This window comes from Micromonospora sp. WMMD1076 (genome assembly GCF_029581475.1).
GTDB lineage: Bacteria > Actinomycetota > Actinomycetes > Mycobacteriales > Micromonosporaceae > Micromonospora > Micromonospora aurantiaca.
The window spans coordinates 4,158,645-4,184,498 of the sequence record NZ_CP120862.1 but is presented as its reverse complement, the minus strand read 5'-3'; the positions used below and the strand labels follow the sequence as shown (position 1 = coordinate 4,184,498).

Annotated in this window: 29 protein-coding genes and 1 tRNA gene; 24 read left to right on the top strand and 6 right to left on the bottom strand. The window is 73.4% G+C overall.

The genetic code is table 11. The features are described from left to right. Positions 1-87 precede the first annotated feature (87 nt). On the top strand, positions 88-990 hold the full coding sequence (locus O7622_RS19910; protein WP_282309668.1) for an SDR family oxidoreductase: 903 nt from the start codon (positions 88-90) through the stop codon (positions 988-990). Between the two features lie 71 nt (positions 991-1,061). Here the strand turns inward: O7622_RS19910 and O7622_RS19905 are convergent, their stop codons facing one another. After that, positions 1,062-1,712 carry a nucleotidyl transferase AbiEii/AbiGii toxin family protein gene (locus O7622_RS19905; protein WP_282309667.1) on the bottom strand — a complete coding sequence of 217 codons (651 nt, stop codon included), beginning with the start codon at positions 1,710-1,712 and terminating at the stop codon, positions 1,062-1,064. After that, on the bottom strand, positions 1,709-2,035 hold the full coding sequence (locus O7622_RS19900) for a hypothetical protein (RefSeq protein WP_282309666.1): 327 nt from the start codon (positions 2,033-2,035) through the stop codon (positions 1,709-1,711). The genes O7622_RS19905 and O7622_RS19900 overlap by 4 nt, the downstream gene beginning before the upstream one ends. A gap of 497 nt (positions 2,036-2,532) precedes the next feature. Between O7622_RS19900 and O7622_RS19895 the strand changes: the two genes are divergently transcribed. From O7622_RS19895 to O7622_RS19850, 10 genes are all read left to right on the top strand, one after another. Then, entirely contained in the window at positions 2,533-3,126 is a 594-nt protein-coding gene (locus O7622_RS19895; RefSeq protein WP_282309665.1) for a hypothetical protein, read from the top strand. A gap of 300 nt (positions 3,127-3,426) precedes the next feature. After that, positions 3,427-6,750 (top strand): formate dehydrogenase, encoded by a 3,324-nt coding sequence (gene fdh, locus O7622_RS19890; protein WP_282309664.1) that lies wholly within the window; start codon positions 3,427-3,429, stop codon positions 6,748-6,750. After that, entirely contained in the window at positions 6,743-7,786 is a 1,044-nt protein-coding gene (locus O7622_RS19885; protein WP_282309663.1) for a 4Fe-4S dicluster domain-containing protein, read from the top strand. Before fdh ends, O7622_RS19885 begins: the two co-directional genes overlap by 8 nt. Next, positions 7,783-8,964 (top strand): NrfD/PsrC family molybdoenzyme membrane anchor subunit, encoded by a 1,182-nt coding sequence (nrfD, locus tag O7622_RS19880; protein ID WP_282309662.1) that lies wholly within the window; start codon positions 7,783-7,785, stop codon positions 8,962-8,964. Before O7622_RS19885 ends, nrfD begins: the two co-directional genes overlap by 4 nt. A 45-nt stretch (positions 8,965-9,009) precedes the next feature. Beyond that, positions 9,010-9,105, top strand: a tRNA-Sec gene (locus tag O7622_RS19875). Between the two features lie 22 nt (positions 9,106-9,127). Then, positions 9,128-10,420 carry an L-seryl-tRNA(Sec) selenium transferase gene (gene selA, locus O7622_RS19870; protein WP_282309661.1) on the top strand — a complete coding sequence of 431 codons (1,293 nt, stop codon included), beginning with the start codon at positions 9,128-9,130 and terminating at the stop codon, positions 10,418-10,420. Positions 10,421-10,425: 5 nt separating this feature from the next. Further along, complete coding sequence (gene selB, locus O7622_RS19865; protein WP_282309660.1) at positions 10,426-12,189, top strand: selenocysteine-specific translation elongation factor; 1,764 nt, start codon at positions 10,426-10,428, stop codon at positions 12,187-12,189. Positions 12,190-12,234: 45 nt separating this feature from the next. Further along, entirely contained in the window at positions 12,235-12,432 is a 198-nt protein-coding gene (locus tag O7622_RS19860) for a hypothetical protein (protein ID WP_030503909.1), read from the top strand. Further along, positions 12,432-13,709: a hemolysin family protein gene (locus tag O7622_RS19855; RefSeq protein WP_282309659.1), complete on the top strand. Its 1,278-nt coding sequence runs from the start codon at positions 12,432-12,434 to the stop codon at positions 13,707-13,709. The genes O7622_RS19860 and O7622_RS19855 overlap by 1 nt, the downstream gene beginning before the upstream one ends. Before the next feature lie 66 nt (positions 13,710-13,775). Beyond that, positions 13,776-13,955, top strand: a complete 180-nt coding sequence (locus O7622_RS19850; protein ID WP_282314272.1) for a hypothetical protein — start codon at positions 13,776-13,778, stop codon at positions 13,953-13,955. 6 nt (positions 13,956-13,961) lie between these two features. Here the strand turns inward: O7622_RS19850 and O7622_RS19845 are convergent, their stop codons facing one another. Then, on the bottom strand, positions 13,962-14,618 hold the full coding sequence (locus O7622_RS19845; protein ID WP_282309658.1) for a hypothetical protein: 657 nt from the start codon (positions 14,616-14,618) through the stop codon (positions 13,962-13,964). Between the two features lie 127 nt (positions 14,619-14,745). Between O7622_RS19845 and O7622_RS19840 the strand changes: the two genes are divergently transcribed. Further along, positions 14,746-14,952: a hypothetical protein gene (locus O7622_RS19840; protein WP_282309657.1), complete on the top strand. Its 207-nt coding sequence runs from the start codon at positions 14,746-14,748 to the stop codon at positions 14,950-14,952. On the opposite strand, the gene O7622_RS19835 is transcribed toward O7622_RS19840, so the two are convergent. From O7622_RS19835 to O7622_RS19825, 3 genes are all read right to left on the bottom strand, one after another. Beyond that, positions 14,949-15,422 carry a hypothetical protein gene (locus tag O7622_RS19835; RefSeq protein WP_282309656.1) on the bottom strand — a complete coding sequence of 158 codons (474 nt, stop codon included), beginning with the start codon at positions 15,420-15,422 and terminating at the stop codon, positions 14,949-14,951. The genes O7622_RS19840 and O7622_RS19835 overlap by 4 nt on opposite strands. Further along, complete coding sequence (locus O7622_RS19830; RefSeq protein ID WP_013286381.1) at positions 15,419-15,628, bottom strand: hypothetical protein; 210 nt, start codon at positions 15,626-15,628, stop codon at positions 15,419-15,421. Before O7622_RS19830 ends, O7622_RS19835 begins: the two co-directional genes overlap by 4 nt. Before the next feature lie 124 nt (positions 15,629-15,752). Next, positions 15,753-16,598: a universal stress protein gene (locus tag O7622_RS19825; protein WP_282309655.1), complete on the bottom strand. Its 846-nt coding sequence runs from the start codon at positions 16,596-16,598 to the stop codon at positions 15,753-15,755. 128 nt (positions 16,599-16,726) lie between these two features. Between O7622_RS19825 and O7622_RS19820 the strand changes: the two genes are divergently transcribed. From O7622_RS19820 to O7622_RS19765, 12 genes are all read left to right on the top strand, one after another. Next, on the top strand, positions 16,727-17,473 hold the full coding sequence (locus tag O7622_RS19820; RefSeq protein ID WP_282309654.1) for an SAM-dependent methyltransferase: 747 nt from the start codon (positions 16,727-16,729) through the stop codon (positions 17,471-17,473). Positions 17,474-17,571: 98 nt separating this feature from the next. Next, positions 17,572-18,756 (top strand): GAF domain-containing SpoIIE family protein phosphatase, encoded by a 1,185-nt coding sequence (locus tag O7622_RS19815; RefSeq protein WP_282314183.1) that lies wholly within the window; start codon positions 17,572-17,574, stop codon positions 18,754-18,756. A gap of 48 nt (positions 18,757-18,804) precedes the next feature. Continuing rightward, positions 18,805-19,275 (top strand): MarR family transcriptional regulator, encoded by a 471-nt coding sequence (locus O7622_RS19810; protein WP_282309653.1) that lies wholly within the window; start codon positions 18,805-18,807, stop codon positions 19,273-19,275. Positions 19,276-19,636: 361 nt separating this feature from the next. Further along, positions 19,637-20,221, top strand: a complete 585-nt coding sequence (locus tag O7622_RS19805; protein ID WP_282309652.1) for a CDP-alcohol phosphatidyltransferase family protein — start codon at positions 19,637-19,639, stop codon at positions 20,219-20,221. Next, positions 20,218-21,183: a DUF881 domain-containing protein gene (locus O7622_RS19800; RefSeq protein ID WP_282309651.1), complete on the top strand. Its 966-nt coding sequence runs from the start codon at positions 20,218-20,220 to the stop codon at positions 21,181-21,183. Before O7622_RS19805 ends, O7622_RS19800 begins: the two co-directional genes overlap by 4 nt. Further along, complete coding sequence (locus O7622_RS19795) at positions 21,180-21,512, top strand: small basic family protein (protein ID WP_007071104.1); 333 nt, start codon at positions 21,180-21,182, stop codon at positions 21,510-21,512. The genes O7622_RS19800 and O7622_RS19795 overlap by 4 nt, the downstream gene beginning before the upstream one ends. 10 nt (positions 21,513-21,522) lie before the next feature. After that, on the top strand, positions 21,523-22,455 hold the full coding sequence (locus O7622_RS19790) for a DUF881 domain-containing protein (protein ID WP_282309650.1): 933 nt from the start codon (positions 21,523-21,525) through the stop codon (positions 22,453-22,455). 54 nt (positions 22,456-22,509) lie between these two features. Beyond that, positions 22,510-22,890 carry a glycine cleavage system protein GcvH gene (gcvH, locus tag O7622_RS19785; protein ID WP_013286373.1) on the top strand — a complete coding sequence of 127 codons (381 nt, stop codon included), beginning with the start codon at positions 22,510-22,512 and terminating at the stop codon, positions 22,888-22,890. 216 nt (positions 22,891-23,106) lie between these two features. Continuing rightward, the gene (locus tag O7622_RS19780) at positions 23,107-23,556 is read left to right on the top strand and encodes an FHA domain-containing protein (protein ID WP_046570336.1); all 450 of its coding nucleotides are present in this window, start codon (positions 23,107-23,109) and stop codon (positions 23,554-23,556) included. A gap of 50 nt (positions 23,557-23,606) precedes the next feature. Next, on the top strand, positions 23,607-24,308 hold the full coding sequence (locus O7622_RS19775; protein WP_174361714.1) for a MerR family transcriptional regulator: 702 nt from the start codon (positions 23,607-23,609) through the stop codon (positions 24,306-24,308). 217 nt (positions 24,309-24,525) lie between these two features. Further along, the gene (locus O7622_RS19770) at positions 24,526-24,990 is read left to right on the top strand and encodes a bifunctional nuclease family protein (RefSeq protein WP_282314182.1); all 465 of its coding nucleotides are present in this window, start codon (positions 24,526-24,528) and stop codon (positions 24,988-24,990) included. 144 nt (positions 24,991-25,134) lie between these two features. Continuing rightward, complete coding sequence (locus O7622_RS19765; protein ID WP_233585654.1) at positions 25,135-25,722, top strand: MerR family transcriptional regulator; 588 nt, start codon at positions 25,135-25,137, stop codon at positions 25,720-25,722. The last annotated feature ends 132 nt before the right edge of the window (positions 25,723-25,854 follow it).

The window sequence follows — 25,854 nt, the reverse complement described above, 5'->3', positions numbered from 1 at the left end:
GTCGCCTGCGCCACACCGGCCCGAATTGTTTCCCTTCCGGTCACAGGCTGCTGTTTTCCCGCCGGTCACCGGGGTAGGGGCGCATCCATGAGCGAGGACCAGTTCACCCAGCAGCACCCGGCCGAGCAGTACGGACAGCAGGAGGGGCAGCCGTCGCAACAGCAGACGCCGCCCGGCAACGAGCAGGAGATGGGGCCGAAGCCCGACCACGGCGAGGAGTCGTACCGGGGCGGCGACCGGCTCACCGGCAGGCGCGCGATCATCACCGGCGGCGACTCCGGCATCGGCCGGGCCGTGGCGATCGCCTTCGCCCGCGAGGGCGCCGACGTGCTCGTCACCTACCTCGCCGACGAGGAGGAGAAGGACGCCCGGGAGACGGTCGGCCTGATCGAGCAGGCCGGGCGCACCGGCGTCGCGGTCCGGTGCGACCTGCGCGAGGAGGCCAACTGCCGCGCCCTGGTCGACCAGGCCGTCCGCGACCTCGGCGGCGTCGACATCCTGGTCAACAACGCGGCGTACCAGATGTCGCAGGACAACGGCCTGCTCGACATCAGCACCGAGCAGTTCGACCGGGTCTTCAAGACCAACGTGTACGCCATGTTCTGGCTCTGCAAGTTCGCGGTGCCGCACATGACGGAAGGCTCGACGATCATCAACACGTCGTCGATCCAGGCGTTCGACCCGTCGCCGCAGCTGCTCGACTACGCCACCACCAAGGCCGCCATCGCCAACTTCACCAAGGCGCTCGCGCAGAACCTGGCCGACCGGGGCATCCGGGTCAACGCGGTCGCGCCCGGCCCGATCTGGACGCCGCTGATCCCGGCCACCATGCCGGAGGAGAAGGTGAAGCAGTTCGGCACCGACACGCCGCTGGGCCGTCCCGGTCAGCCGGCCGAGTTGGCGCCCGCGTACGTCTACTTCGCCTCTCAGGAGTCCAGCTACGTCACCGGCGAGATCCTCGGCGTCACGGGTGGCCGCCCGACGAAGTGAGCCGCCGCCCGGTCCCGTTCCGGCCCGCGCCGGCCTCCCGGTCCCGCTCCCGGGTCGTCTGGTTCCGCTGCTCAGCGGGGCCAGGCGGCCATCCGGCGGCGCACCTCGGCGATCCGTGGCGCGTCTAGGCCGTAGCGGGTGAACCGGCGGTCGGCCAGCCCGTCGAGGTAGCGGCCCGCGGCGCGCACGTCCTCGTCGTCCAGCGCCGGGTCGACCTGCCGGGCCAGCTCCAGCAGCTCCGCGACCGTGTACCGGTCCAGCGCGGCGGAGACGTCGATGTAGTCGCGTACCTCCCGCCGGTTCACCAGCGCTGCGGTCTTGTTGGCGATCAGGTCGCGGACGTCCATGACCGGGCCGAGGTCCATCACCACCGGGCTGCGGTGCCGGTCCAGGCGGGCCAGGCTCAGCCGGATCTGCCGGCCCTCCCGGCTCACCACGAAGTCCCGCAGGTCCCGGTCGAATCCGTCGAACACCTGACCCAGGCCGCCCGGGTCCACCTCGGCCACCCGGTAGCCGGCCCGCTCCAGCGCCGCGCGTACCCCGTCCGCCGCCGCGGCGGCGGCGCCCTCCACGTCGGCGAACAGGTCGACGTCCTCGGTGGGGCGGGTGACCAGGCCGTGCACGGCCCACGCCACCCCGCCACCGAGCACGAACCGGTGCGGGCCGGCCGCGGCCAGGGCCACCCGGGCCACCTGCCGGTAGAAGTCGTGCGGATGGGTCACGCGGCGCGCAGGCTCCGGTGCCGGCCCTCCCAGGCCAGGCGCACGCCCCGGGGCAGGTTGAGCAGCGGCCACAGCCGCCGCAACGTGCCCGCGTGGATCAGCTCGCGCAGATCCTCCACCCGGTTCGTCTCGCGCAACACGTTCTCGTACATCCAGAGCAACTCGTCCGGGTCGCCCAGGTCGAACGCGCGTTCGCTGCTCCACATGAGGCGTACCGGCAGCTCGACGATGCCGGTGGTGGGACCGGTCAGCTCGTCCAGGGTGCGCGCCACCACGGCGGGCCGCCCGGGACGGGCGAGGTACGCGTGCGCGCTGACCGACATGGCATCAGGGTAACCCCAACGCGTCGCTTCCCCGCCTCCCTCTCGCGCCCCCGCCACCCCTTCGTCCCGTCGATCATGAAGTTTGACGGTGCACGGTGTCCGTTCTGTCACCGTCAACTTCATGATCGACGAGGCAAGGGCGGGGTGGGTGGGGGTGGTGTGTGGGTTGTGGCGGGTGTCCGGTTTCGGGGTGGTCGGGAACACCCGGGCGGCGGAATCGTGGGCGGGGCCGGGACGTTGTACCCGGTGAACGACCGCAGCAGCACCCCGCCGCGTGATGGCGGGTGGCAGTGTCCGGGAATGATCCCGGGCCGGTGGTCGTTGTGTATGGCTCCGGCGCCGCCAGCCGAACCCCGCCCGTCCCCCACGGGTGTGTGCGGGTCGCGTGAGCAGGACGCCGGATCCCCCGAAGACTTCTCCGAGTGCCTGACGGTGCTCGCACCCGCACCGACCCCCCTGTCGGTGTGGGCGTCGACCCCCGAACGGAGCCCCTCTTCATGAACACGATCCTGCGGAACAGCATCCTCGGTATCGCCGGTCTGACCGTCGCCGGTGGCCTCGCCGCCGGCCCCCTCAACCACGACACCAACACCCCCACCCCGGTGCGGGACGCCGCCGTCACCACCACACAGGCCGCCGGCACGCTCGACACCGCCGCGCTCATCCCGCACGGCGTGCAGGGCACCCAGTCCCACATCGATTTGAACGACGAGCAGGTCAAGAACGTGAAGGCGATCATCGCCGCCACCAAGAAGGCCGGCATGGACGAACGCGCCGCCGTCGTCTCCATCGCCACCGCCCTGCAGGAATCGAAGCTGGAGAACCTCGGCCACCTCGGTGACCGCAACGACCACGACTCGCAGGGCCTGTTCCAGCAGCGTCCCTCCTCGGGTTGGGGCACGGTGGAGCAGATCACCGACCCCGAGTACTCCACCACGGCGTTCCTGAAGGGCCTCAAGCAGGTCGACGGCTGGCAGGACATGCCCCTGACCAAGGCCGCCCAGACCGTCCAGGTCTCCGCCTACCCCGACCACTACGCCCAGTGGGAACAGCAGGCCGCCGACCTCGTCGCCCAGCACTGGAACAGCTGACCCGGCGGTGACCGGGGTCACGACGAACGAGCGGAAGAACCGTGACCCCGGTACCGTTGTGCAGAGCGTCGGTGTGTCCAGTGTCCCCGGGCCTCACCTAAATTGCCTTCGCGGAATACCGTTCGGCTGGAGCCGCGTCGCGCCACTCGCCGAGAGGCGACATGCACACCGACGCCCAGAGCCGCCCCGGCCATCCGGCCGGGGCGGCTCTGTCTGTGGGCTCGAGTCGCACCCCCCGGGCCGCTGGCCTAGGGTTACTGGCAGAGGTGAGCCGTTCTCGACGGAGAGGGGGGTGCCCGGATGGGTCTCAAGACGTTCATCCAGGGGTGGCCGGTCTACCGGCAACTCACCGGCACCGACCCGCTCGGTCGCGGCGTCGCCGCCCAGTCGGCCCGCTCCGCCGGCCTGACCGCCCGCACCGAGACCGCCGACGGCATGGCCCGCTCGGTCTGCCCGTACTGCGCGGTCGGCTGCGGGCAACGTGTCTTCCACGAGAACGGCCGGGTCACCCAGATCGAGGGCGACCCGGACAGCCCGATCTCGCGCGGCCGGCTCTGCCCGAAGGGCTCGGCCAGCAAGAGCCTGGTGACCAGCCCGCTGCGACAGACCAAGGTCCGCTACCGCCGGCCGTACGCGACCGAGTGGGAGGACCTGGACCTCGACGTCGCGCTCGACATGATCGCCGACCGGATCCTCGCCGCCCGCGCGGAGACCTGGGAGGACGTCGACGACGAGGGCCGTCCGCTCAACCGGACGCTCGGCATCTCCAGCCTCGGCGGCGCGACGCTGGACAACGAGGAGAACTACCTCATCAAGAAGCTGTTCACGGCGATGGGGGCACTCCAGATCGAGAACCAGGCCCGTATTTGACACTCCGCCACCGTCCCCGGTCTGGGGACCAGCTTCGGCCGCGGCGGCGCCACGGACTTCCAGCAGGACCTCGTCAACGCCGACGTCATCGTCATCCAGGGCTCGAACATGGCCGAGGCCCACCCGGTGGGCTTCCAGTGGGTGATGGAGGCGAAGAAGCGCGGCGCGAAGGTCTTCCACGTCGACCCGCGGTTCACGCGCACGAGCGCGCTCGCCGACACGTACCTGCCGATCCGGGCGGGCACCGACATCGCGCTGCTCGGCGGCGTGGTGCGCTACATCCTGGAGAACGAGCTCGACTTCCGGGAGTACGTGCTGGCGTACACGAACGCGGCGAACATCGTCAGCGAGCAGTTCGCCGACACCGAGGACCTGGACGGCCTGTTCTCCGGCTACAACCCGGACACCGGCTCGTACGACCACGCGAGCTGGCAGTACGAGGGGCAGGAGGACAGCGCCAAGATCCGGGGCACCGGCAAGGAACGCGACTCGGCCTCCGGGCTGGAGCACGAGTCGCACGGCGAGCCGATCCCGGCGCAGGCGCCGCGGGACGAGACGTTGCAGCACCCGCGCTGCGTCTACCAGATCCTCAAGCGGCACTTCTCCCGCTACACCCCGGCGATGGTGGCCCGCGTGTGCGGCATCCCGGAGGAGAAGTTCCTCGAACTGGCGCGCGCCTGGACGGAGAACTCGGGGCGGGAGCGCACCGGCGCGCTCGTCTACTCGGTCGGCTGGACGCAGCACAGCGTCGGCGTGCAGTACATCCGCACCGGCTCGATCATCCAGACGCTGCTGGGCAACATGGGCCGCCCGGGCGGTGGCATCCTGGCGCTGCGCGGGCACGCCAGCATCCAGGGCTCCACCGACATCCCGACGCTGTTCAACCTGCTGCCCGGTTACCTGCCGATGCCGCACCACGCCGACCACCCGACGTTCGACGAGTGGGTGGACAGCATCCGGCACCCGGGTCAGAAGGGCTTCTGGGGCGAATCGCGGGCCTTCGCGGCGAGCCTGCTCAAGGCGTACTGGGGTGACGCGGCGACGCCGGAGAACGACTTCTGCTACGGGTACATGCCCCGGATGACCGGCGACCACGGGACGTACCAGCAGGTGCTGAACATGATCGACGGCAAGGTGAAGGGCTACTTCCTGCTCGGCCAGAACCCGGCCGTGGGCTCGGCGCACGGCCGGGCCCAGCGCCTCGGCATGGCGAACCTCGACTGGCTCGTCGTCCGCGACCTGTTCATGATCGAGAGCGCCACGTTCTGGAAGAACAGCCCGGAGGTCGCCACCGGCGAGATCGTGCCGCAGGAGTGCCGCACCGAGGTGTTCTTCCTGCCGGCGGCGTCGCACGTGGAGAAGGAGGGCACGTTCACCCAGACCCAGCGGTTGTTGCAGTGGCGGGAGAAGGCCGTCGACCCGCCGGGCGACGCCCGCTCCGAGCTGTGGTTCTTCTACCACCTGGGCCGGGTGCTGCGGGAGAAGCTGGCCGGCTCCACCGAGCGCCGCGACCGGGCGCTGCTCGACCTGGCCTGGGACTACCCGACGAACGGTCCGCACGCCGAGCCGAGCGCCGAGGCGGTGCTCAAGGAGATCAACGGGTATCAGGTGGACACCGGCCGGCCGCTCGACGCCTTCGGCGAGGCCCGCGACGACGGCTCCACCGCGATCGGCTGCTGGATCTACTGCGGCGTCTACGCCGACGGGGTGAACCAGGCGGCGCGCCGCCGGTCCCGGCACGAGCAGGACTGGGTGGCGGCCGAGTGGGGCTGGGCGTGGCCGGCGAACCGCCGCACGCTCTACAACCGCGCCTCCGCCGACCCGGAGGGCCGGCCGTGGAGCGAGCGCAAGAAGTACGTCTGGTGGGATCCGGACGCCGGCGAGTGGACCGGGTACGACGTGCCGGACTTCGAGAAGACGAAACCGCCGTCGTACCGGCCCCCGGAGGGCGCCTCCGGACCGGCCGGACTCGCCGGTGACGACGCGTTCGTCATGCAGGGCGACGGCAAGGCGTGGCTGTACGCGCCGACCGGCGTCCTGGACGGCCCGCTGCCGACGCACTACGAGCCGGCCGAGTCGCCGATGCGCAACCCGCTCTACGGTCAGCAGGCCAACCCGGCCCGCAAGATCTACGAGCATCCGGTCAACCGGATGAACCCGAGCCCGCCGGAGCCGCACAGCCAGGTCTTCCCGTACGTGTTCACCGCCAGTCGCCTCACCGAGCACCACACCGCCGGCGGGATGAGCCGTACCGTGCCGCGCCTGGCCGAGCTGCAACCGGCGATGTTCGTCGAGGTGTCCCCGGAACTGGCCGGCGAGATCGGGCTGGCCCACCTGGGCTGGGCGCACCTGATCAGCGGCCGCGCGGTGATCGAGGCGCGGGTGCTGGTCACCGACCGGCTCACGCCGCTGCGGGTGGACGGGCGGATCATCCACCAGGTCTGGCTGCCGTACCACTTCGGCACCGAAGGGCTCGTCACCGGCGACTCGGCGAACGACCTGTTCGGCATCACGCTGGACCCGAACGTGCTCATCCAGGAGAGCAAGGTGGGCACCTGCGACGTCCGGCCCGGCCGGCGTCCCACCGGTCCGCCGCTGCTGGACCTGGTCGGCGACTACCAGCGGCGGGCCGGGATGACGCCGGACCGTAAGGTGCCGGTGGTGACGACCGACGCGGCCGGCGGGGACGACGCCGCAGGCAGCACCGACGAGCGGTCGCCCGCCGCGCACCAGGACGGGGAGCCGGATGCCTGACGCCAACAGCCTGTACGGCCCGCTGGACCCGGCCCCCGACGCGGGCTGGGTGTCCGCGCCGCCCCGGATGGGCTTCTTCACCGACACCAGCGTCTGCATCGGCTGCAAGGCGTGCGAGGTCGCCTGCAAGGAGTGGAACGGCGTCCCCGACTCGGGTTTCGACCTGCTCGGCATGTCGTACGACAACACCGGGGCGCTCACCGCGAACTCGTGGCGGCACGTCGCGTTCATCGAGCAGCCCCGCCCGGCCGGGTACCGTACGCCTCCGTTCGCCGGTGACCCGGCCGGCGCGGCGACCAGCCCGGCGTCAGCGGCGGCCGGTGCGCTCACCGTTCCCGACACCGGTACGAATCCCGGCCTGCCGCCGGGGCAGCCGGAGGCGGCGGCGCGGATGGCCGCCGGTCCGGAGTTCCTCGGCATGCCCGGTGCCCAGCCGCCCGGGCGGGCCACCGGCGTGGAGAGCCGCACCGACTTCCGCTGGCTGATGATGTCCGACGTGTGCAAGCACTGCACGCACGCGGCCTGCCTGGACGTGTGCCCGACCGGTTCGCTGTTCCGCACCGAGTTCGGCACGGTGGTGGTGCAGGAGGACATCTGCAACGGCTGCGGCTACTGCATCTCCGCCTGCCCGTACGGCGTGATCGACCAGCGCAAGGGCGACGGCCGGGCGTGGAAGTGCACGCTGTGCTACGACCGGATCGGCGCGGGCATGACGCCCGCCTGCGCGCAGGCCTGCCCGACCGAGTCGATCCAGTACGGGCCGCTCGACGAGCTGCGGGAACGGGCCGCCCGGCGGGTCACCGCGTTGCACGAGCGGGGTGTGCCGGAGGCGCGCCTGTACGGTCACGACCCGACCGACGGTGTCGGTGGCGACGGCGCGTTCTTCCTGCTGCTGGACGAGCCGGAGGTGTACGGGCTGCCGCCGGACCCGGTGGTCACCACCCGGGACCTGCCGAAGATGTGGAAGCGGGCCGGGTTCGCCGCACTGGCCATGGCGGCCGCCGCCGTCGCCGCGTTCGTCGGAGGATCGTCGTGAGCCCGGACCGCCCGGTCGGTGACCTGTTCCGCCGCTTCCGTGAACGCCTGTCCGCGCAACCGGAGAACGGCAGCGTCGCCGAGCGGGAGGACGGCAGCCGGGCCACCGCGGCCGGTCCCGGCGTGGGCCGCACCGACGCGGGCTCCCGCGACGCCCGCCTGGCCCCGCATCCGCCCCGCGACGCGGCACCGCGCCGACGCCGGAGCAAGGGCGGCAAGGGCGGTGGGGAGCAGCTCAACGTCCCGCCGGCCGAGTTCACCTCCTACTACGGCCGGCCCATCCTCAAGCCGCCGGTGTGGCGGTGGGACATCGCCGCGTACCTGTTCACCGGCGGTCTCGCCGCCGGTTCGTCGCTGCTGGCAGCGGGCGGGCAGCTCACCGGCCGTCCGGCGCTGCGGCGCGCCGGCCGGGTCACCGCGCTCGCGGCGGTCGGCGCCAGCACGTACTTCCTGGTGAACGACCTGGGGCGGCCGTCGCGCTTCCACCACATGCTGCGGGTGGCGAAGGTGACCTCGCCGATGTCGGTGGGTACGTGGATCCTCAGCGTGTTCGGCCCGGCGGCCGGGGTCGCGGCGATCGCCGAGGCGGCCCCGCTGCTGCCCGAGCGCGGCGTGCTGGGGCTCGGCCGCCGGCTGCTGCCCCCGGCCGGGCACACCGCCGGCCTGGTCGCCGCCGTCACCGCACCGGCGCTGGCCACGTACACCGGGGTGCTGCTGGCGGACACGGCGGTGCCGTCGTGGCACGAGGCGTACCCGGAGTTGCCGGCCATCTTCGCTGGTAGCGCGCTGGCCAGCGGCGCGGGTGTCGGGCTGGTGGCCGCGCCCCGCGGGCAGGCCGGCCCGGCGCGGCGCCTCGCGGTCGCGGGCGCGGCGATGGAGCTGTGGGGCTCGCACCGGGTGGAGAACCGGCTCGGCCTGCTCAGCGAGCCCTACACGCGGGGCACGCCCGGGAAGCTGCTGCGCGCGGGCCGTACGCTGACCGCCGCCGGTGTGGCGGGCGCGCTGCTCGGCCGCCGCAGCCGGGTGCTGTCCGCGCTCTCCGGCGGTGCGCTGATCGCCGCGTCGGTGTGCACCCGGTTCGGTATCTTCCACGGCGGGGTCGCCTCGGCGCGCGATCCGCGGTACACGGTGGTGCCGCAGCGCGAACGCGCCGACCGGCGGGCCACCGAGCAGGACTGACACCTTCCCGGCCGGCCTGGCGTCCGCTGTGGTTGACTGCTGCGTGGAGGCGTTCAGGCGGCTGGTGCCCCTCCCGGTCTTCAAAACCGGTGTGGTCCGGGATCCGGGCCAGGCGGGTTCGATTCCCGTCCGTCTCCGCCAAACCGTTCCCGGGAGTGCGCCGATGCGTGAGGTCGACCCGCGACGGCGGGTGCCGCGCACCGACGCGCTGCTCGCCGAACCCGCGCTGGCCGCCGCCGCCGCAACACTCGGGCGCGACCGGGTCAAGGCCGCGATCGTCCGGGCGCAGGACCGCGCCCGCCGGGGCGAACTGACCCCCGAGGGGGTACGCGACGCGGCGCTCGCGGACCTGCCCGGCCGTACGCCGCGTGCGGTGCTCAACGCCACCGGCGTCGTGCTGCACACCAACCTGGGCCGCGCGCCGCTCGCCCCGTCCGCCGTGGACGCCCTGGTCGCCGCCGCCGGGCACACCGACGTGGAACTGGACCTGCGGACCGGGCGGCGGGCCCGGCGCGGCCGGGACGCGCTCGCCGCGCTCGCCGCGGCGGTGCCCGACGCCGGGGCGGTGCACGTGGTGAACAACGGCGCCGCCGCGCTGGCGCTCGCCGCTACCGCGCTGGCCGCCGGCCGGGAGATCGTGGTGAGCCGCGGCGAGCTGGTCGAGATCGGCGACGGGTTCCGCCTGCCGGACCTGCTGGCCAGCACCGGCGCGCGGCTGCGCGAGGTGGGCACGACCAACCGCACCACGCGCGCCGACTACGAGGCCGCGATCGGCGCGCACACCGGGTTCGTGCTCAAGGTGCACCCGTCGAACTTCGTGGTCACCGGGTTCACCTCGGCGGTGCCGGTGACCGAGCTGGCCACGCTGGGCGTACCGGTGGTGGCCGACATCGGGTCCGGGCTGCTCGCGCCGGACCCGCTGCTTCCCGCCGAGCCGGACGCGGCCACCACGCTGCGCGCGGGCGCGCACCTGGTCACCGCCAGCGGCGACAAGCTGCTCGGCGGCCCGCAGGCCGGTCTGCTGCTCGGCGACGCCGACCTCGTGCACCGGCTGCGCCGCCACCCGCTGGCGCGGGCGCTGCGGGTGGACAAGCTCACCCTCGCCGCGCTCGCCGCCACCCTGTACGCGCCGTCCACGCCCACCCGGGACGCCTTGCACGCCGACCCGGCCCGGCTGCGGCAGCGGCTGGAGCGGCTGCGTGACCGGCTCGGCGAGGACGGCTGCAAGGCCGAGGTGGTACCCGGCGTCGCTGTGGTCGGCGGCGGCGGGGCGCCCGGCGTGGAACTGGACTCGTGGGCGCTGAGCCTGCCCGAGCGGTACGCCGAGCCGCTGCGCACCGGAGACCCGGCGATCCTCGGCCGGGTGCTGCACGGCCGGCTCCTGCTGGACCTGCGTGCCGTGCCGGAGGGCGCCGACGACCGGGTCCGCGCGGCCGTGCTGAGCGTCGGGGACTGACCGGCATGTGGGTGGTGGCGACCGCCGGGCACGTCGACCACGGCAAGTCCACGCTGGTGCGGGCGCTGACCGGGATGGAACCCGACCGGTGGGCGGAGGAACGCCGCCGGGGCATGACCATCGACCTCGGCTTCGCCTGGACCACACTGCCGTCGGGCGGCACCATCGCGTTCGTCGACGTACCGGGGCACGAGCGGTTCGTGCCGAACATGCTCGCCGGCATCGGCCCGGTCCCGGCCGCGCTGATCGTGGTGGCCGCCGACGAGGGCTGGATGCCGCAGTCCGCCGAGCACCTGGCCGCGCTGGACGCGCTGGGTGTGTCGTACGGGCTGCTCGCTGTCACCCGCGCGGACCTGGCCGACCCCGGGCCGGCGGCGGCGCGCGCCCTCGCGGAGATCGCCGCCACGTCGCTGGGCGCTGTGGAGGCGGTGCCGGTCTCCGCCGTCACCGGTGCCGGTCTCCCCGAGCTGCGCGCCGCGCTTGACCGCCTGACCGCCCGGCTGCCCGACCCGGCCCGGGACGCTCCGGTGCGGCTCTGGGTGGACCGCGCGTTCACCGTGCGCGGCAGCGGCACTGTGGTCACCGGCACGCTCGGCGGTGGCCGGCTGCGTGTCGGCGACGAGCTGGAGCTTGCCGCCACCGGCGAGGCGGTGCGGGTACGCGGGCTGCACTCGCTCGGCGTCGCGCACACCGCTGTGGAGGCGGTGGCCCGGGTCGCGGTGAACCTGCGCGGCCTGCCCCGGGACCGGGTCGGGCGCGGCGACGCGCTGCTCACGCCCGGCCGGTTCGGGCGTACCGGCCTGCTCGACGTGCGGCTGTCCGGCGACCCGGCCGCCGACCTGCCGGCCACGCTCACGCTGCACGTGGGCTCGGCGGCGGTGCCCGCCCGGGTCCGGCCACTGGGCCCGGACACCGCGCGGCTGCGCCTGGCCCGCCCGCTGCCGCTGCTGATCGGGGACCGGGCGCTGCTGCGCGACCCCGGCCGGCACCACGTCGCGGGCGGCGTGACGGTGCTGGACGTGGACCCGCCGCCGTTGCGCCGCCGGGGCGCGGCGGCCGCCCGCGCGGCGGTGCTGGCCGGGCTGGACGGGCGGCCGGACCTGGCCGGGGAGCTGCGCCGGCGACGGCTGGTCCGCGCCGGTGACCTGACCCGGATGGGCGTGCCGCCGACCGGGACGCCGGTGGCCGGGCAGTGGCTGGCCGACCCGGAGCACTGGCGGGACCTGGGTCGTCGCCTCACCGAGGAGGTGGCCCGGTACGCCGCCGAGCATCCGCTCGCCGCGGGCGTACCGGCCGACGTGCTGCGGCACCGGCTCGACCTGCCCGAGCGTGCTCTGGTCACGGCGCTGCTGCGCCCGCCGCTGCGGCTGCGCGACGGCCTGGTCACCGCTGCCCCGCAGGGCACTCTGCCGGACCCGGTGGCCCGGGCGGTGGACCGGGTCCGGGCCGAGTACGGCGACCGGCCGTTCCAGGCCCCGGAGGCGCACCACCTGGCCGACCTCGGGCTCGGGCCCCGCGAGATCGGCGCTGCGGTACGCGCCGGCGCGCTGCTGAAGCTGGCCGAGAACGTGGTGCTGCTGCCCGGCGCCCCGGACGACGCGGTGCGCGTGCTCGCCGGGCTGCCGCAGCCGTTCACGCTCAGCGCCGCCCGGCAGGCGCTCGGCACCACCCGCCGGGTGGCGGTGCCGCTGCTGGAACTGCTGGACCGGCGCGGCGCCACCCGACGGCTGCCCGACGACGCCCGCGAGGTGGTCCGCCCGCCGGGGTGAGCCAACCGGTGCCACCGGCCCACGCCGGTCACCTACCGTGGCGCCATGGACCCTTCCGCGGTCTGGCGGGACAAGAACCACAAGTGGCGGATCGAGGCGTACCGGGCCCCGGACCTTCGGTTCGCCATCTACGCCACGAACGGCCCCACCGAGTCGGCGCCGCTGTGGCTGTTCGGGATGGCCGCGCTGGCCCGCTGGCTGATGACCCACGCGATCTCGCTGGACGACCTGGAGACCGACTGATGGGCGTGCAGATCGCGCTGGTGCTGGTCCTCATCCTGATCAACGCCGCCCTGTCCGGCAGCGAGATGGCGCTGGTGAGCCTGCGGGAGGGGCAGCTGCGCCGGCTGGCGCGCTCCGGGCGGGCCGGGGCGCGGCTGAGCCGCCTCACCCGTGAGCCGAACCGCTACCTGGCCACCATCCAGCTCGGCATCACGCTCGCCGGGTTCCTCGCCTCGGCCGCCGCCGCGGTGACGCTCGCCGAGCCGCTGGTCGGGCCGCTGAGCTTCCTCGGCGGGGCCGCCCGCCCGGTCGCGGTGTTCGTGGTGACGCTGCTGCTGACGTTCCTCACGCTCGTGGTGGGCGAGCTGGCACCCAAGCGGCTGGCCATGCAGACGGCGGAACGGTGGGCGTTGATCAGCGCCGGGCCGCTGGATCTGCTCGCCCGGCTGTCCCGGCCGGCGGTGTGGCTGCTCGGCCGCTCCACCGACCTGCTGGTCCGGCTCGCCGGCGGCGACCCGCGCGCCAGCCGGGAGGAGGTGACCGAGGAGGAACTGCGGGAGATGCTGGTCAGCCAGCGCGGCCTGTCCGCGCAGCAGCGGGAGATCCTCGCCGGGGCGTTCGACATCGCCGGCCGTACGCTGCGGGAGATCCTCGTCGCGCGCCGCGACGTGACCACTCTGCCCGCCGACCTGCCCGCGGCGGAGGCGATGCGCCGGCTGGCGGCCAGCGGCCGGTCCCGGGCGCCGGTGATCGGACCAGGCGGGCTTGACGACGCCCGCGGCACCGTGCACATCCGCGACCTGGTGGACGCCGACGGCGCGCTCGTCGGCGACCGGGCCCGCCCACCGGTGCTGCTGCCCGGCACGCTGCCGGTGGCCGACGCGATGCGGCAACTGCGCCAGCGGCACGAGCAGCTCGCCCTGGTGGTCGACGAGTACGGCGGCGTGGACGGCCTGGTCACCATGGAGGACCTGCTCGAGGAGGTGGTCGGCGAGCTGTACGACGAGACCGACCGGGACGTGCGCCGCGCCGTGCGGGAGCCGGACGGCGCGCTGCTGCTGCCGGGCGACTTCCCGCTGCACGACCTGCCCGACGTGGGCGTCCGCGTGACGTTCCCGCTGTCCCGGGAGTACACCACGGTGGCCGGGCTGGTGCTGGCCGGGCTGGGCCGGCTGCCCGAGGGCCCGGGGGAGCGGGTGCGGCTGCCCGGCCTCACCGTCGAGGTGGTCGAGGTGGCCGGACGGGCGATCCGCCGGGTCCGGCTGCGCGGCCCCGCCGTCGGCCGCAGCCCGGACTGACACCCGGACGGGGGACAACCGCCCGATCCCCGTCCCGGGCCGCGCCGCCGGTCGTACGGTGCGGTCGTGAAGGACCGAGGACTGCGTACGTTCATCACCGTGCTGGCCGGACTGGCCGTGATCTACTTCGGCTTCACCGGAAGCCGCGGCAGCGGCGAGGAGGGCATCTCCGGCGGCGTGGTGCTGCTCGCGCTGCTCGCCTCGCTGCTGGCCTGGCACCTGACCAAGCCCGGCCCGGCCAAGTAGCGACACTCAGTGGGCCGTGGCGGCGCTGCGGCTCACCTCGCCCGCCGACTCCTCGCCCAGGGCCACCCGCACCAGCGCCGACGCCAGCCGGCCGAAATCGGCCTCGCCCACCAGCCCGACCAGGTCACCCGGGCTCGCCGGCAGGCCCAGCCGCCGCGCCCCGGCGAGCGTGCGCCGGTCGGCGTACGGGCGAACGTCCGGCCACACCGACTGCGCCTCCCGCAGGAAGATGTCCGCACCGGTGGGGCCGATGCCGGGGAAGTCGGTGAGCAGCCGGCGCAGCACGGCCCGGTCGGCGCCTGCCTCCTTGTGCAGCCGGCGCAGGTCGCCGTGCCAGCGGTCCAGGCACAGCCGGGCGCCGGTGCCGAGCATGGTCGCGGTCCGCTCGTCGTAGCGCCGGTAGTGACCCCGGCCCAGCGCGTCGACCCGGTCCTGCCAGCTCGCCGCCTCCATCGCCTGCGGAGTGCGGTAGCCGGCGGCGAACAGCTCCCGGGCGGCGGCCACCGCCACCGAGGCCCGGATCCGGGTGCTCAGCAGCGTGGTGAGCACCAGCAGCTGGTACAGCGGGCCGGGCCGGTCCGCGAGGGCGATGCCGGCCTCCTCCGCGTACGTGCGGGACTGCCGTTCCAGCAGGGCGCGCGCGACGTTGCGATCGTCTGGCATCCGTCCGGCTTACCCGCCCCGGCCCCGGCCAGACCCCCGGGCCGATCCGGAATGCGCCGGGCGGCGGCGGGTACGCCTGTCGGGCGCGCGGTCGACGGCCGTGCGCTCCACCGGGAAGGAGAGACCCGTGGTCAAGCCGCAGCAGGAGGAACTGCGCCGGAACGACCTCGGCGCCACCAGCCAGGACAGCCGCAAGACGGCCACCCAGGCGGGTAGCCGTTCGCGAGGCCGGGGCACGTCGAACGCCGACGCGGGACGGCCCGTCCCCAAGGGACAGGTGTCGCCGTACGGCCCGGCCGGTGAGCCGGTGGCCGACGACGAGAGCGACCGCTAACCGCGAGCCGACGTCGGCCGCAGTCGCCGCCAGGTGGCTGCGGCCGACAGCCCGTACGCCACGTGCGGGATCAGGTCGGAGACCCAGTCGCTGCGCCGCCAGGTACGCGGGTCGGTCACGCCGAGCACCGTCATCGAGCTGTCGGAGGTGGCCATGACCCCGCCGCCGAGCAGCACCGTGGCCAGCGGCAACGGGATCCGCCGGCGAGTGGCGAGCAGACCGAACGCGGCCCCCGCGGCGATGCCGGTGGCGTACCCGAGCAACGGCCCCAGACCGGATCGGCGGTTCTCCGCCTCGTTGCCGGGGCCCAGGTCGACGTGCGTGACGTCGGCGAGCCGCCCGGCGACCGATTCGGGGGTGCTGCTGGCCGGCCGGGCCCGCAACGCCATGTCGAGGTAGGTGACCGCGTTGAGGACGGCGCTGCCGACGGCGCCCGCGATGGCGCCGTCGACAACCGCTGCCGTTCTCACTTCGGGTCACCCGGTTCCCGGTTGCCCTTGGGGCCGTAGGTCCGTTCGCCCCGGACCACACCGCGTTGCCCTCTGTCGTCCTGGAGGATCCGGTTGGCGACCTGGTTCGCCTCCTTGTCCGACGCCCGTCCGGACTGCTCGACGAGGTCGCGAAGGCGTGCCCGCTGCTTGTCGTACGCGTTGCTGCCCGGCCGTGGTCCTGGCATCTCTGCCTCCTCCGGATCGCTGTCGGCTGACCGTAGGCGTCTACCCGCCCGGGCCGGGACCAACCGTTGCGGGTGGATCCGCGCCCGGCCGGAGCGCCGCTCAGCCGGGCGCGCCGGCCACCGCTCAGTCGGAGGCGCGGACCACCGCGACCGGGCAGGCGGAACGGTGCAGGATGCCCTGACTGACCGAGCCGAGCAGCAGCCCGCCCAGCTCACCCCGGCCCTGCCGGCCCACCACGACCAGCTGAGCCCCGGCCGACGCCGTGGTCAGTGCCACGACCGGTTTGGCGCGTACCACCTCGGCGTGCACCGGCAGGTCCGGCCACCGTTCGCCGATCCCGGCGACCGTCTCGGTGAGCACCCGCTCGTCCTCCTCGTCCCCGCCCTTCCGCCCGCGCGGGGCGGGGCCGGCGTGCACCACGTGCAGCGGCGCGCCCCACGCGGACGCGGTCTCGGCGGCGAACTCGACGGCGGCGCGCGACAGCGGGGAGCCGTCCACGCCGACCACGACCGGGCCGTCCGCGCGGGCGGTGCCGCGCGCGACCAGCACCGGGCAGTCGGCGTACGAGGCGACCTGCACCGCGACCGACCCGACCACGAGCGCGGCGAATCCGCCCAGGCCCCGGTCGCCGAGCACGACCAGAGCGGCGGTGGGGGACTCGCCGAGCAGCACCGCGGCGGCCTCCCCGTCGATGATCTCGCCGGTGATGCGCAGGCCGGGCGACTCCGCCTCGGCCGCCGCGACCGCGTCGGAGACGAGTCGCTCGGCCTGGTTGCGCAGCCCGGCGCCGGGCGGCGACCCGGCCGGCGCGGAGACCGGTACGCGCAGCAGCGGCCAGATGAAACCGTGCACCACCCGCAGCGGGCGGTTGCGCCGCCGCGCCTCCCGGGCCGCCAGGCGCACCGCTCGTGTCGCGGGTTCGGAGCCGTCCACCCCGACCACCACCGCCGCCCCGTTCGCCGAGTTCACCAGTACCTCCTCGTGGCCGGCGCCCCCACGGCCAGTATCGCGGCCCGGGTGGGCGGCCCGGGGCGATACCGCCGGGGTCGCCCGGTGGGTACGCTGGCGTGCAGCGCCCAGGGGAGGGAGCCCCGTCGATGGATCAGCCGGACGGACCGAGCACCGCCCGCATGATCGACTACTGGCTCGGCGGCCGGCACCACCGCCCGGTGGACGTCGCCGCGGCCGCCGCTTTCGAGGCGGCGTACGGGCCGTGCGCGGCGATCTTCCGGTCGCTGCGCGGTTTCCTCGGCCGTACCGTGCAGGCGATGGCCGCCGATGGGATCGACGGCTTCCTGGTCTTCGGCGCGGGCGTGCCCACCTGCGGCAACGTGCACGAGGTCGCACCGGAGGCGACAGTGCTCTACACCGACGTGGACCCGGAGACGGTCCGCCTGGGCCGGAGCCTGCTCGCCGGCAGCGACCGGGCCGGGTACGGCTACGGCGACGCCACCGACGTCGGGACCGTCGACCGGGCACAGCTGCACCGGTTCGTGCCGGGCTGGGGGAGACGGCCGGTGGGTGTGGTCTTCCTCGGGCTGGCGGCGTTCCTGGACGACGACACGCTCGCCCGTACGCTCGACGAACTGCACCAGGCGGTGGCGCCGGGCAGCCGGCTGGCGATCGACTTCGACACCGAGGAACTGGCCGGGCACCCCGAGGCGCTGGCCATGATGGGCCCGGCGTTCCGGATGCGGGCGCCCGAGCGGTTCGCGCCGCTGCTGGGCCGCTGGCAGCCGACCGACGACGGCATCGTGCCGGTGGCGCGGTGGCGGCCGGCAGGTGAGCCCGAACCGGTGCCGGACGCGTTCCACGGCGCGCTGGCGTTCCGCACGGCCGGCTGAGCCGGTCCCGTCACGCCCGGCCGAGGCGGGGCGTTCGCCGTCAGGCGGCCTTCGTATGATGTTTGCTCTGTAGCAATAGTCGTCATCGGAGGATGAGCATGCCGGAGGCGTCCGGATCGGTGTCACGTGCCCTGCGCACGGCGCCACCCGACAAGCTGGCGGAGACCGCGGACGCGGTGCTGCGCCAGACGCTCGGGGCCGCGCGGGCGGAGGTGTTCGTCGCCGACTACCGCGCCAGCGGACTCTGGCCGGTGCTCGACCCGGGCGTGCCCGACGGCGGCCCGCTGCTGGCCCACAGCGTCGCGCAGCGCTGTTTCAGCAGCCAGGAGCCGGTGCTGGACATCGTCGAGGACGGCCGCTGCCGCGCCTACCTGCCGCTGTCGGTGTGGGGGGAGCGGCTCGGCGTGCTGATGGTGGAGCTGCCCGGCGACCCGGACGCGGCCACTGTGGAGGCCGCGCGCGACGCCGCCGGGGAACTGGCCGTGGCGATCCGGGCGGCCGACCGGGAGACCGACCGCTACCGGCGCGCCCGGCGGCGGGAGCGGCTGAGCATGGCCGCCGAGATGCAGTGGGACCTGCTGCCGGGCCGCAGCGTACGGCTCGGTGACGCACTGCTCGCCGGGCAGCTCGAACCGGCGTACACGGTGGGCGGTGACCACTTCGACTGGTCGGTGGACGGCGACCGGCTCACCCTCACCGTGCTCAACGGCACCGGCAGCGGGCTGGCCGCGTCGATGCTCACGGCGATGACTGTGAACGCCATGCGCAACGCCAGGCGTTCGGGCGGCAGCCTGGTGGAACAGGCGGAGCTGGCCTCGGACACCATCTACTACCAGCACCGGGGCAGCCGGCACGTGGCCACGCTGCTGCTGGAGCTGGACAGCCGCCGGGGCGTGATGCGCGCGGTCGACGCCGGCTCACCGCAACTGCTGCGGCTGCGCGGGGGCCGCGTCACGCCGATCGCGCTGGAGCAGCAGCTGCCGCTGGGCATGTTCGCCGAGACGCGCTACGACGTGCAGGAGTTCACTCTGGAGCCGGGCGATCGCCTCTTCGTCGTCAGCGACGGGGTGTACGCGGCGGAGCCCGACGAGCAGGAGCCGTACGGCGTCCGGGCGATGGCGCGAGCGATGCGGTCGACTCGGCTGCAGCCGGCGACCGAGGCAGTTGGTACGGTGATGCGCGAGCTGCACGCGTACCATGCCGACGCGGATCTCCGTGACGACGCGGTCGTCGTCTGCCTGGACTGGCGCGGCTCCAGCCGGTCCGGCGTGACGGGGCAGTGACCGGGGCTGCGGAGCGAACACGAGCGGGACGATCGCAGGGGACGGCGAGTGGAGCGACCTCCGAATCTTGCCGCGGCCATCGAATCGGCTGCGGAGGCGCTCATCGGTGTGCTCGACTCCGCGACATCCCGGCACACCGTCAGCGTCTCGCCCACCCAGCTGCGGGTGCTGTCGCTGATCGTGTCGCATCCGGACACCAACGTGAACCGGCTGGCCGAGCTGCTGGACGTGGTCCCGTCGTCGGCGAGCCGGCTCTGCGACCGCCTGGAGGCGGTCGGCCTGCTGCGCCGGGTGGCCGACCCGCGCGACCGGCGGGAGGTGCGGCTGATCCCCACCACTGCCGCGGAGACGCTGCTGCGCGACCTCCAGGAGAGACGGCACCGGGCGGTGCAGGCGGTGCTCGACCGGATGCCCAACCGGGTGCAGCACGAGCTGTTGCTGGCCCTGGTGGCGTTCAGTCAGGCCGCGACCGCCACCGCCCCGCAGGCCGGCTCGGACTCGACAGCCCGTACCGCCTGACCCCTCACGCCGATGCCCGCCCTGCGTCCCGCCGCCCAACTGGTGTCCTAGGATGCCTTATCGGTTGTGACGGTCACCACCGTGACACCACTGAGCAACGACGCAGCGGGCCGCCGGAGCAGAGCGGCGAGCCCGATATAGTGGCAGCGCAACTGGGCGGCCCGTGATCACCACGAGGGCGGGCCGCGTCGGGGAGGTCCCAGCCCGGGATCACAGAGGGCGCCGGCGTCTGACCGGCCGGCAACGCGCACGTCCCTCCAGCGGCCGTTCATCCGGCTGCCGGACCGTGCTGCGAAGGGAGGGTTCGGTGTCGCGTCGGCCGGCTCCAGCGGAGCAACCCGAGTCCGGGACCGCCACGGTCGTGGGAGACCGCGTCCTCACGCTGCCCAACCTGATCAGTTTCGTCCGGCTCGTCGGCGTACCGATCTTCCTCTACCTGTTCCTCGTGGTGCGGGCCGACGTCGCCGCCATCGCGGTGCTCGCCGTGGGCGGCACCAGCGACTGGGTGGACGGCTGGATCGCCCGCCGCCTGGGCCAGGTGAGCCGGCTCGGGGAGCTGCTCGACCCGCTGGCCGACCGCCTCTACATCCTCGCCACGCTGCTCGCGTTCACCGCCCGCGAGGTGGTGCCCTGGCAGTTCACCGGCGCGCTGCTGGCCCGGGAGTTGCTCCTGCTGGTGTCCCTCGGCGTGGTGCGCCGGTACGGCTACGGCCCGCCGCCGGTGCACTACATGGGCAAGACCGCGACGTTCCTGCTCCTGGCGGCGTTCCCCATCCTGCTGCTGGCCGACGCGGTGCCGGACGCCGGCACCGCCGCAGGCGCGATCGGCTGGGGGCTGGCCTGGTGGGGCCTGGTCCTCTACTGGGTCGCCGGCGCGATGTACGTGGTGCAGGCGAGCCGCCTCGTGCGGGCCATGCGGGCGCATCGTGCGGAGGCGGCGGCATGACCACGCCGCCGTCACGGGACGGGGTGGACAAGGAACGCGACCCGTCGAACCGGGTGTACGCGCCGGACTTCCTGACCGAGCTGTTCCGCAATCCGCTTGACCCGGGGTACGGGGACGCGGCGGCGCGCCGGGCGACGGGCTCCATGTCGCGGGTGCGGGAGGTGCTGGGCCGGCCGGTGAGCCTGGTGGTGCTGGCGCTGATCGGCTTCCTGTTCGCGGTGGCGTACCGGGAGACGGTGGCGGACGAGCCGAGCCGCGCGACGGCGCGGGCGGGCCTGGTCGCCGAGATCAAGGGGCGGGAGGCGGAGACCGACCGGTTGACGGAGCGCGCCGAGCAGTTGCGCGAGGATGTCAGCCGACAGCGGGACGCGGCGTTGAGCGGTTCGCAGGCGTCCCGGTTGCGCACGCTGGAGGCGGGTACCGGCCTGGCCCGGGTGCGGGGGGACGGCGTGGTGGTGCGGCTGGCCGACGCGGCGGCGGACCAGGACGGTGTGACCAACGGGGACGCGGGTCCGTCGCGGGTGTTGTATTCGGATCTGCAGAAGGTCGTCAACGCGTTGTGGGCGGCTGGTGCCGAGGCGGTGGCGGTGAACGGCCAGCGGTTGACGGCGACGTCGACGATCCGGTCGGCGGGTGAGGCGATCCTGGTGGACTACCGGCCGGTGACGGGCCCGTACGAGGTGCAGGCGATCGGGCCGCGGTCGATGCGGGACCGGTTCGACGAGAGCCGGGCGGCGGCGTTGATGCGTGAGGTGGCGCGGAAGACGGGTCTGTCGTTCGGGGTGAAGCGGGTCGACGACCTCACCTTGCCGGCGGCGCCGCAGCCGCGGCTACGCTACGCCGAGCCTCCGGCAAGCCCGAGTGCGAGTGCGAGTGCGCGTCCGTCGGGTGGCGCCGGTTCGTCGAGTCCCGGGTCGTCCGGCCCGGGTGTTTCTTCCAGCCCTTCGGGAGGTGGCCGATGATCGCGGTGCTGGCGTTGCTCGCCGGTGTGGTGCTCGGGGTGTATCTGGACCCCACGGTGCCGGCGGCGTTGCAGCCGTATCTGCCGATCGCTGTGGTGGCCGCGTTGGACGCGGTGTTCGGCGGGGTGCGGGCGAAGCTGGACCGGATCTTCGACGACAAGCAGTTCGTGGTGTCGTTCATCTCGAACGTGCTGGTGGCGGGTCTGATCGTGTACCTGGGTGACCAGTTGGGCGTGGGCGGTCAGTTGTCCACTGGTGTGGTGGTCGTGCTCGGGGTGCGCATCTTCGGAAACGTGGCGGCGATCCGCCGGCACCTGTTCCGGGCGTAGGTTTGTGGCGATGAGCGAGGAACACAGGGAGACGGGTACCGGGTGGCCGCGGCCGGGGGAGCCGGCGCGGCCGTCGGGTCCGGCGGGTGAGCCGGATCCGCGCCCGGACGCGCCCGATCCGGACGAGTTGAGCCCGTTGGCGCCGGTGGAGCCGGTGCCGGACGAGGCGGTGGAGCCCGTGGAGCGGGAGGCGGTGCCGGAGTCCGAGCCGGAGCCGGGTGCGGTGGCCGGTGCGCCGTCGGTGGCGCGGCGGTTCTCGTCGGCGGGCGCGATGATCGCGGTGTTGCTGGCGTTGCTGGGTTTCACGCTGGTGGTGCAGTTCAAGACGACGTCGACGGATCCGACGCTCGCGGCGACGCGGGAGGAGGACCTGGTGCGGATCTCGTCGGATCTGGATTCGCGGGAGCGGCGGTTGCGCCAGGAGATCGAGTTGCTGGAGGAGAGCCAGCGGCAGCTGCGGTCGGGTGAGCAGGGCCGGCAGGCGGCGCTGGAGGAGGCGACGCGGCGGGCGGACGAGCTGGGCATCCTGGCGGGCACGTTGCCGGCGGTGGGTCCGGGTCTTGAGGTGCGGTTCTCGGGGCCGGCGAAGGCGGTGTCGTCGTCGGGGATCCTGGATGCGGTGCAGGAGCTGCGGGGTGCGGGCGCGGAGGCGATGCAGATCCAGGGCGCGGACGGTACGGCGGCGCGGATCATCGCGTCGACGTATTTCGTGGACGGGCCGGACGGTGCGCTGGTGGTGGACGGGCGGCGGTTGACGGGTCCGTTCACGATCATGGTGATCGGTGATCCGGCGACGATGCGTACGGCGTTGAACATTCCCGGCGGGGTGGTCGCATCGGTGCGGGACGGCGGCGGTAACGTGACCTCCGAGGATCGTGAGGTTGTGGAGGTTTCGCAGCTGCACGCGCCGATCAAGCTGGACCACGCGCGGCCGGTCTCGTGACCGGTCGCGGCCGCGCCGGTTTCTCCGGTGCACCGATGACGAAGGACGCAGTTGGTGATTCCTGAGGATCTGCGGTACACCGCCGAGCACGAGTGGGTGGTCGGTGGTGACGGTGGTGTCGTCCGCGTCGGTATCACGCACTTCGCGCAGGACGCCCTGGGTGACATCGTGTTCGTGCAGCTGCCGGAGCCCGGTGCGGTGGTGGCCGCGGGTGAGTCGCTGGGCGAGATCGAGTCGACGAAGAGCGTGTCGGAGATCTACGCGCCGTTGAGCGGCACGGTGGCGGCGCGCAACGAGGCGTTGGCCGACACCCCCGAGGTGATCAACACGGATCCGTACGGTGCGGGGTGGTTGGTGGAGATCACTCCGGACGATCCGGCGGCGGTCGAGGGTCTGCTGACCGCCGATGCGTACCGCGAGCTCACCGAGAGCTGAGTTCGTGCTGTTCCGGGCGGCGGCGAGGTTCCGCGCGTCCGGTTGCCCTGCATTTCGGCGCTGGCTAGGCTCGCCCAGTCGACCGAGAACCAATAGTTTGAGCGTTGCGGAGTGCGCCTTCCCGGGCACGGGGAGCCAGCCGCCGGGTGTGGTGTTGCCCGGCGGCCAGACCCGCCATTCCCTGACGCCGACCGAACAGATCCGTGAGGTGGTCCCATGACGCGCCCAGACGACGAGTTCCCCCCGCTCGACGTCACTTCGACGCTCAATCTCGGCTCGCTCGACGAAGTGCTGGAGGGGCCGGACACCGATGTGGTGCCGAGCCGGATGTCCGGCTCGTTGCCGCCGGGTATGGCGTTGCTGGTGGTTCGCCGGGGTCCGAATGCGGGTGCCCGGTTCCTGTTGGACCACGATGTGACGACGAGTGGGCGGCACCCGGACAGTGACATCTTCCTGGACGACGTGACGGTGTCGCGTCGGCACGCGGAGTTCCACCGTGACGGTGGGACGTTCACGGTGCGGGATGTGGGCAGCCTGAACGGCACGTACGTGAATCGTGAGCGGGTCGAGGCGGCGACGCTGAGCAACGGTGACGAGGTGCAGATCGGCAAGTTCCGGGTGGTGTTCATCGCCGGTCCGCGCCCGGAGGAGGCCGGCCGGGGGTGAACGAGCCTGCGGCTTCGACGCCGTCCGGGGCGGCGCGGGCGCCTGCGCTGATGAGTATCGGCGAGGTGCTGGCGCAGTTGCGGCCGGAGTTTCCGGACGTCACGATCTCGAAGTTGCGGTTCCTGGAGGCCGAGGGCCTGGTGGAGCCGCAGCGGACGCCGGCGGGTTATCGGAAGTACGGCTGGGACGATGTGGCGCGGTTGCGGTTCGTGTTGACCGCGCAGCGGGATCAGTACCTGCCGTTGCGGGTGATCCGGGAGCAGTTGGCCCAGTGGGACGGGTCTGGTCCGTCGCCGGGGCGGGGGCGGCCGAATCTGGTGGCTGTGGGTCCGGGTGGTGAGGTTCCGGGCCGGGAGCCGGTGGAGTCGGTCGAGTCGTCGGAGGTGCGGCTGGACCGGGCGGGTCTGATCGCTCGTAGTGGTGTGGACGAGTCGACGCTCGCGGAGTTGGAGAGGCTGGGTGTGCTGGTGTCGGATCCGCCGGGGTGGTATGACGCGGATGCGTTGATCATCGCGAGTGCGGTGGCGGGTCTGGCGGCGTACGGGTTGGAGCCTCGGCATCTGCGGGCGTACCGGTCGGCGGCGGATCGTGAGGTCGGGTTGTTCGCGCAGTTGGTGGCGCCGTTGGCGCGGCAGAGCGATCCGGCGGCGCGGGCTCGGGCGGCGGAGACGGCGCGTGAGTTGCTGGCGTTGTCGCAGCGGTTGCACGCGGCGTTGGTGCGGGTGGGACTGCGGTCGACGTTGGGCCGGTGAGGTCGGTGCGAGGGGCCGGGCGCGGTGTGCGCCCGGCCCCTCGTCGTCTGTGGGCGCGGGCGCGGAAAGATCTGGTCGGTGGAGCGTGTCGTAGGCTTGCCGGGGTATGCCCGTCCGGCGAGGCGTGGTGCACGTAGCGCGTGGGACTCCCGTGTCCTGGTCCGTGTACCGTGCAGGGAAGGGCGCGGTGCATGGTGACGACGACACGGAGGCGGCGGTGCGCGAGCTGAGCGTGGTCGGAGTTCGGGTGGAGTTGCCGAGCAACCAGCCGATCGTCCTGCTGCGGGAGGTCGAGGGGGACCGCTATCTGCCGATCTGGATCGGCGCGGTCGAGGCGACGGCGATCGCTTACGAGCAGCAGGGGGTCAAGCCGGCCCGACCGTTGACGCACGATCTTCTGCGGGATGTGCTGACGGCGTTGCAGGCGCCGCTGCGGGCGGTGGAGATCACCGAGTTGAAGGAGAACGTGTTCTACGCGGATCTGCTCCTCGGTGACGGTGTGCGGGTGTCGGCGCGGCCGAGTGACTCCATCGCGTTGGCGTTGCGGGTGGGTGCTCCGATTCGTTGTGCGGAGCAGGTCCTCACTGAGGCGGGGATCGTGATCCCGGACGAGCAGGAGGACGAGGTGGAGAAGTTCCGGGAGTTCCTGGAGCAGGTGCGTCCGGAGGACTTCGCGGGTTGAGTGTCCCGGCCGGGTGGTGGCGCGGCGTGTCGCGGTGTCTCCTGCGGGTGAAGTCCGGGGAGCGGCGTTAGGGTTGCCGTGTCGAGTGGTGCGCGTACGGGGAGTCGGCGCGGCACCGCCACGGGCGCGGGGAGGTTGGTCCGGATGCACGAGCCGCGGGATCCTGGTCCGGGTGCGGAACAGCAGGCGGGTGTGGGGGCTGATCCGGCCGGTGACGGCGAGGTCGGCTACCGGGGTGTGACCGCGTGTTCGGCGGTGGGGATCAGTTACCGGCAGCTTGACTACTGGGCGCGTACGGCGCTGGTGGTGCCGAGTGTGCGTGACGCGTCGGGTTCGGGGACGTCGCGGTTGTACTCGTTCCGCGACCTGGTGGTGTTGAAGGTCGTGAAGCGGCTGCTGGACGCCGGGGTGTCGTTGCAGAACATCCGCAAGGCGATCGAGGCGTTGCGGTCGCGTGGGGTGGACGATCTGGCGGGCATCACGTTGATCTCCGACGGGACGACCGTGTACGAGTGCCGGTCGCCGGAGGAGGTGGTCGACCTGTTGCAGGGCGGCCAGGGGGTGTTCGGCATCGCGATCGGTGGCGCGTTCAAGGAGATCCAGGGTTCGTTGTCGCATCTGCCGGCGGAGCCGGTGGGTGGGCAGGAGCCGGCCGTGCCGGCGGTGGAGCCGGAGGCGGAGTCGGTGGGTGACGAGCTGGCGGCGCGCCGGGCCCGGCGCCGGGCCGGGTGACCTGCGTCGCGTCTTGTTGGCGGGATCGCGCCGCGCCCGAAAAGGGTGCGGCGCGATTCGTGTTTTGGTGACGGGGTGTGGTCCTCGCCTGTGGGCCGGGGCGACCGGATGGTGTGGACCGGGCCGGGTGAG